This window comes from Eubacterium ramulus, from assembly GCF_003122485.1.
GTDB classification, from domain to species: domain Bacteria; phylum Bacillota; class Clostridia; order Lachnospirales; family Lachnospiraceae; genus Eubacterium_I; species Eubacterium_I ramulus_A.
This window is the reverse complement of record NZ_JRFU01000037.1, coordinates 1-6,186: the sequence shown is the minus strand read 5'-3', so window position 1 is coordinate 6,186 and position 6,186 is coordinate 1. Positions and strand designations below refer to the sequence as shown.

The 6,186-nt window shown below is 43.7% G+C and carries 4 protein-coding genes; all 4 read right to left on the bottom strand.

All coding sequences use genetic code 11. The features are described from left to right. The coding region (locus tag LG34_RS03570) for a beta-galactosidase (RefSeq protein ID WP_109214908.1) at positions 1-1,807 on the bottom strand (1,807 nt) is incomplete at its 3' end. Positions 1,808-2,333: 526 nt separating this feature from the next. Continuing rightward, positions 2,334-3,503 (bottom strand): DUF4317 domain-containing protein, encoded by a 1,170-nt coding sequence (locus tag LG34_RS03565; RefSeq protein ID WP_109214907.1) that lies wholly within the window; start codon positions 3,501-3,503, stop codon positions 2,334-2,336. A 15-nt stretch (positions 3,504-3,518) separates the two neighbouring features. Next, positions 3,519-4,406, bottom strand: a complete 888-nt coding sequence (locus tag LG34_RS03560) for a LysR family transcriptional regulator (RefSeq protein ID WP_146190185.1) — start codon at positions 4,404-4,406, stop codon at positions 3,519-3,521. Positions 4,407-5,065: 659 nt separating this feature from the next. Then, positions 5,066-6,007, bottom strand: coding sequence for an ROK family glucokinase (locus tag LG34_RS03555; protein ID WP_109214905.1), 942 nt, complete (start codon positions 6,005-6,007; stop codon positions 5,066-5,068). Positions 6,008-6,186: the final 179 nt, after the last annotated feature.

Genomic DNA, 6,186 nt, shown 5'->3' with positions numbered 1-6,186 from the left:
CGTTCTGTACTGCATCCGCAATACCAGCTTCCTTCATGGCATCTGCCAGCAGCTTCTGCAGATATTTTTCAGAAGTCTTGCATCCAAGATACTGTGCCGTACCTTTTCCGTAATGATTTCTGGTTACTGCCGCATAATCTTTCCATGCATAGTGATCATAAGATGCCAGCACTTCTGCGCCTTCCGGTTTCACAAGTTCCATGAAAAGTTCTGCCTGCTCATCCGCTGTACCGCTCAGTTTCACATCTTTCGGGAAAGTGAAATTGCTGTAGGAAATACCAAGGCATTCGTTTAATACATGTGGGAATGCGTCATGATATACTTTTACATTTTCGTCCGTATAAGCGGTCTTGAATGTAGTGATCAGATATCCGCCATCTGCCACATACTGTTTCATGCGCTGCAGATCTGCCTCGCAAGCTGCATACAGCGCTGGAACGATCACCATCTGATAACGATCCATCTCTTTGCAAGACGGCTCAATGAAATCAACTTCCACATTCATTTTGTAAAGGGCATCATACATCCAGCGAACTACGTCATTATAACCGGTTTTTCCCGGACCTTCTGCCGTGGTATCAATGCGGAACCAGTCAAGTGCTGACAGTGCGTCATTGCTGACAACCATTGCCACTTTGTTCTCTTTTTTCAGATTACAGAGTGCCGGGCTCAATGCTGCAAAATCACGACCGATGGTTTTTGCCTCACAATATACATGATTTTCCTTAAAATCATGACTCAGCAGACCACGCCAATATGTCTCAAAGGAGTTATGGATGGAATGCCAGTGCCAGTACTCAACCATAGCCGCACCTGATGCTACATGACTGAAGGCCTGCTGACGAAGCTGTCCCGGGAACGGAGTCCAACATGGATAGCCCTGTGCCTCTGTCTCAAGGACAAAGTAGTTGTTCTGCTTCAGCGAACGTGTCATATCACCGCCAAAAGCGATCTCTGCTCCTGTCAGTTCCTCCTGTGTCGGATGATAAATGTCACAACCTGCTACCGTTAATGCTTCTCTTGCAATCTCAAAATGGTTGTTTGCCGGCTGTACACCGTAAGAATAACCGCGCCACTCAAAATCCAGATTATGTGTGATAAACTGATCCGGGCGGGCATACTCTTTTACAATATTGGACTGCCAGGTCAGAAACTCTGTAACAAGGCCACGACGGAACTTATCAAATTCAGCACCAAGGCTTCCATTGATGGTTCCACGCACATCCGGAAAATCTTCCCAGTTATCCACACGGTTGCTCCAGTAATCCAGGCCAAAAGCTGCGTTCATGGCATCGGTGCTTCCATCAAATTTTTCTTTCAGATATTCCACAAATGCAGCCTGCACATTTGGGCCGGCGGTATCGTAATATTTTGTCTCATTATCTAACTGGAAACCAATGATGCATTTGCGCCCCTGACAAACTTCCAGTAACTTGCGGATGACACGCTCACCGTATTTCAGATAGTTCGGATTTGTGATATCCATGATCTGACGCGCGCCGTACACACCCTCGCCCTGATGTGTCACAGCAAGAACCGTCGGATCCATTTTTACCAGCCAGGATGGAACCGCATAAGTCGGTGTACCGATGATAACGTCAATGCCTGCATCTTCCATGGCGTCCAGCACCTTGGTCACCGTGGAAAAATCAAACTGACCTTCCTGCTTTTCGTAAGTGCTCCAGGTGGATTCTGCGATACGGACTACGTTGATGCCCGCAGCTTTCATCATTTTGATGTCTTCCTCTAAACGGTCATACGGAAGATACTCATAATAATACGCTACCCCATACAGTAATTTGTTCATGAAAATGCCCTCCTTTTTTGGTGTTGACAGACGGTCGAAATGCGGAATTTTAATCTGTAAAGCGGCATGCAGGCTCACACGAACAATTTTCTATCTGCGCTGCGCCATCTATTGTTGCCTCCTTCCGTGAACTCACCCACAGCAACATCAGCTGTGGGCTCAGACACACTCCCGGAGGCAACATTATGCTCGCTCCGATAACGAAAATTGCTCTACCGTTTCGCCCTGCATGTCCGCTTTCACAGATTTATTCCTGCATTTCTACACATCAATACAATGCAACATTTTGTTCTTCGTCTTAAATGATTTATTGTCTTATGCATATAATCTTACAGTAAATATTTTTCTATGAAAAGAAAACCATTGTCCTAAAATGGACATCTATTATCCAGCCAAGGTGATTTCTGTAATCCTAATTTATGATGAGTACCAGTTCAACCTCACTGTTGTATCAAATTCAAGTCGAACGCACGTGAAATCTGGTGCGTGATTCTGGTCAGCGTAAGCGGACATATTCTTCTCAAAATTACTCTTCCTCTGCACTTTGTTCTAATGCCTTTAATACTTCTTCATCTTTCAAGTGTACATGAATGCCGTTCACTTCTACTTCATCCGTCAGCGGAATTACAAGGCATGGCACGCCATCGATCATGCGTGTTTCCACAAGACCAGCCTGTTCCGGACTTACTTTCACTGTCATCTGCGGTGTCTTTACTTCAAACTTACGTGTATCGGAAATATTGTTTGCCATGACGGTCATCTGCGCACCGATTTCCTCATCATACTGTTTTTCAAACTGTTCCAGATTTTCCTCCGGTGCACCGCTGCGCTCTAAAAGTTTACGCACCTGCATTTTATCCAGTTCCAACGGTTCTCCACTTTCTTTCTGCTCCTCGATCATCTCGTTGAGGTTTTCATGGATGTTACGCACCACATCGTATACACACTCCTCTCCAAGAGTATCTTCTATGATTGTCTGGAAAGATTCTTTCTGCTGTGGCGCTGGAATTGGCTGTACACAGCCAAGCAGCTGTTCGGTAATGTCCGGACAGAGTTCCTTTGCATTTTTGGAATAGTAAAGCAGACGATGAATATCTGTGTTACGATCCTGAAATGCCGGGAATAAAAATCCCTGCTCTGGCATATCTACCAACCAGTCACGAATGCGGTCCTCGATGCTGTTTGTCTCCGCATTATAGCAAAGTCCGGCTTTTGACAGCGTTACCGGGCACAGACAGCACAGCACAAAGTTATATATGTAATCCGATGCATCGTCCATTTCCAGACCATCGGATGTTTTCATCGGAATATCATAAGAACCATGCACCAGCAAGATCAGATAATTTTCCGGATGATAATAAGTCTCAATAATGCGGTCATAAAAAGCATCCAACATCGTATCATCTTTTAACTCACTGTCACGCAGCGCCATCAGACTTTTCTGTGTACCTTCGCCCATTTCCTGTTCCAACGGAAATTCCATATTCAGCAGGTTTTTCCCCAACGTACCGGACAGACTTTTCCGAAAAATATCCAGATATTTATAAATTTCTTCTTCCGGAAGGGATAAAAATGCTTCCTTAAACTGCACAACTTTATTTTTATCTGCGTCCACATAACACCCACAAAGTCGGTTCAGACAACAGCGCTCTTTCGTAAATAACTTTTTGATTTCTGTAACTTCTTTTTTATTCATATAAATATTGCTCCTTTATTCTGGCATAAACTTCTGTGTCATTTCAATAAATGCCTTCATCGCCGGTGACACCCATCGGTTTTTGCTGTAGATTACCTGCATCAACATAGACAACTGAAATCCTTTTACGGAAAATAATGCGACTTTTTTCTCTCGCAATGCTTCTTCCAATGTAAATCTCGGAAGCAGAGATACTCCCAGATTTTCTATAACCGCATCGATAATCAGACGGGTGTAACCAATTTCGGTAATAGACGGTCTGCGTCCCCGCTGTTCCACCACATATTGTTCAAAAGCCTGACGATAATTGCAGCCTTCCTCGATCATAATAAAGTTTTCTTCCAAAACGGTATCTAACGGAATATCTTTTTTTCCCGCAAAAGGATGGTTTGCCGGACAGAAAAAACGGATTTCCGTCGGCACTTCATGAGCAGTCATCCAGTTAATATGGTTGATCTTGTTATCTACCGTCAAGATCAGATCCAGCTTGCCCTTTCCAAGCAGTTCCATACATTCCAGTGTCGTTGCCACCACGACCTTCACATTTGCCTTTGGATAACGCTTCTTAAACTCCCGGAAAATAATGCCGTAGCGGGAAGCACACAGCGTCTCCATGATTCCAACGCTGACTTCTCCGCTTGGTTCTTCCCCTTCCGCAAAATGCTCCAGCGCCATTGCCTCACAGCGTTGCAGATCATAAGCATAATCCAGAAATTCCTTTCCTGCAGCAGAAAGCACCGCACTTTTTCCATTTCGTTCAAACAGAGATACGCCCAATTCCCGCTCCAGAGTCTGAATCTGCATCGTCACAGTCGACTGTGCATAACCAAGATCAGATGCAGCTCTGGAAAAATTGCCGATCTCTGCGATTTTAATAAACGTTTTTACATTTCGTAGTTCCATTTTTTCACCATTTACATTATATTTGTCCCACAACGCTATCCATACTCAGGAAATTTTCATTTCCGAAACATGTCGTTTCCATTGTAAAACGTACTTTTCTCTCATGATTTATTGTATCGGGAATTTCGATGGAAGTAAACCTTTATCGTTCATTTTTTTTGATTTCACATATCACTTTTTTCAATTTTACAAATAGGTAACTATGTAGTATTCTAATATCAGAAATTGAACGAAATTTCAAAATCACTTTTTTACAACTCTCAACAAACAATCAAAAAAGCCTGTCCAATGGACAGGCTTTTTTGATACCTTGTTTGCGTGGCTTAAAATTTTATTTTAATTAACTTCTCATTATGTTAATCTTGCGCATGCAACACGGCGCTTATTTTTTCCAGGAAGTATATGCATGCGTGTCACTCGGTGCCACGGCGTAAATGGAACAAAGCAGAAACGAACTCCTACGAAAGAACCATTGAAAAATTTTCGTTGTGAGCACTGCGTCTAGCCCGACCGCGGGAGTGTGTCTGAGCCAACAGCTGGTTTTGCTGTTGGTGAGTTCGCGGAAGCGGTCGAAAATAAGCGACGCAGCGCTCACAGAAAATTTTTCAGGTTCTTGTAGGAGTTCGTTTCTGCTTGTTCCAAATTATCCTAAACAAAAATTACTTACCAAAAATCATTTTCGCACAACCATACATTCCGGCATCATTTCCAAGGGAAGCCAATACAAATTTTGTATCCTCACATGCCTGGAATGCACGCTCTTTAAAATGTTTCTGAACAACATCCAGCAGAATCTGTCCGGCTTTTGAAACACCTCCGCCAATAACAAACATTTCCGGATCCGCTACACAGGCAATGGCTGCCAGCGCACCGCCAAGAATCGTACCAAGTGTTTCTACTAATTCCAAAGAAACTGCATCTCCTGCTTTTGCAGCATCAAAAATATCTTTCGCTGTCACTTCCGGCAGATCACGCAGAGTTGTTGCCGCATCATCTGCCGCCAGGCGTTTTTTCGCCAGACGTACAATTCCAGTTGCAGAAGCATACTGCTCCAGACATCCGCATTTTCCGCAGCCGCAGACATCTGTCTCTGTATCAGACACCTTCATATGTCCGATCTCTCCTCCTGCTCCGTGTACACCGCCAATGATAGAACCATTGATGATAACACCACCACCGACACCGGTTCCAAGTGTAACCATAACACCGTTTTTGCAACCCTGTCCGCCGCCTTTCCACATTTCTCCAAGTGCAGCTACATTTGCATCATTTCCTACTTTTACTGGGAGTCCGATTTTACCGGAAAGAGTCTCTGCCACATCAAAAGTTCCCCAGCCAAGATTTACACACTGGCACACGATGCTGTCATTTTTAACAGGTCCCGGAACACCGATTCCAACGCCTTCCACGTCATCTTTACTGATTCCTGCATCTGCCATTTTTCCTTCTAATGAAGCAACGATATCGTCTAAAATAGATGCTCCGTTATTTTCTGTATTCGTCTTAATTTCCCATTTATCCAAAATCACGCCGGTATTGTCAAACAATCCAATCTTACATGTGGTTCCACCTACATCAACACCAAATCCATATTTTTTCATTTTACCCTACCTCGTTATCTCTAAATTTTGTTTTACCCTTATTGACCTCAGTATAGCACATTCTCTGTTTCTGTCTCAATGCCAGATTTCCACATTTTCGACTGATTTTTTGTATATTTCCGAACATCAGGAATTCAAGTCGAACGCACGTGAGACTTGGTGCGTGATTCTGGTCAGCG

What these genes read in the sequence shown, in the direction of transcription:
- LG34_RS03565 (WP_109214907.1), bottom strand. Translation starts at nt 3,503, where the DNA reads ATGAATAAAAAAGAAGTTACAGAAATCAAAAAGTTATTTACGAAAGAG.
- LG34_RS03560 (WP_146190185.1), bottom strand. Translation starts at nt 4,406, where the DNA reads ATGGAACTACGAAATGTAAAAACGTTTATTAAAATCGCAGAGATCGGC.
- LG34_RS03555 (WP_109214905.1), bottom strand. Translation starts at nt 6,007, where the DNA reads ATGAAAAAATATGGATTTGGTGTTGATGTAGGTGGAACCACATGTAAG.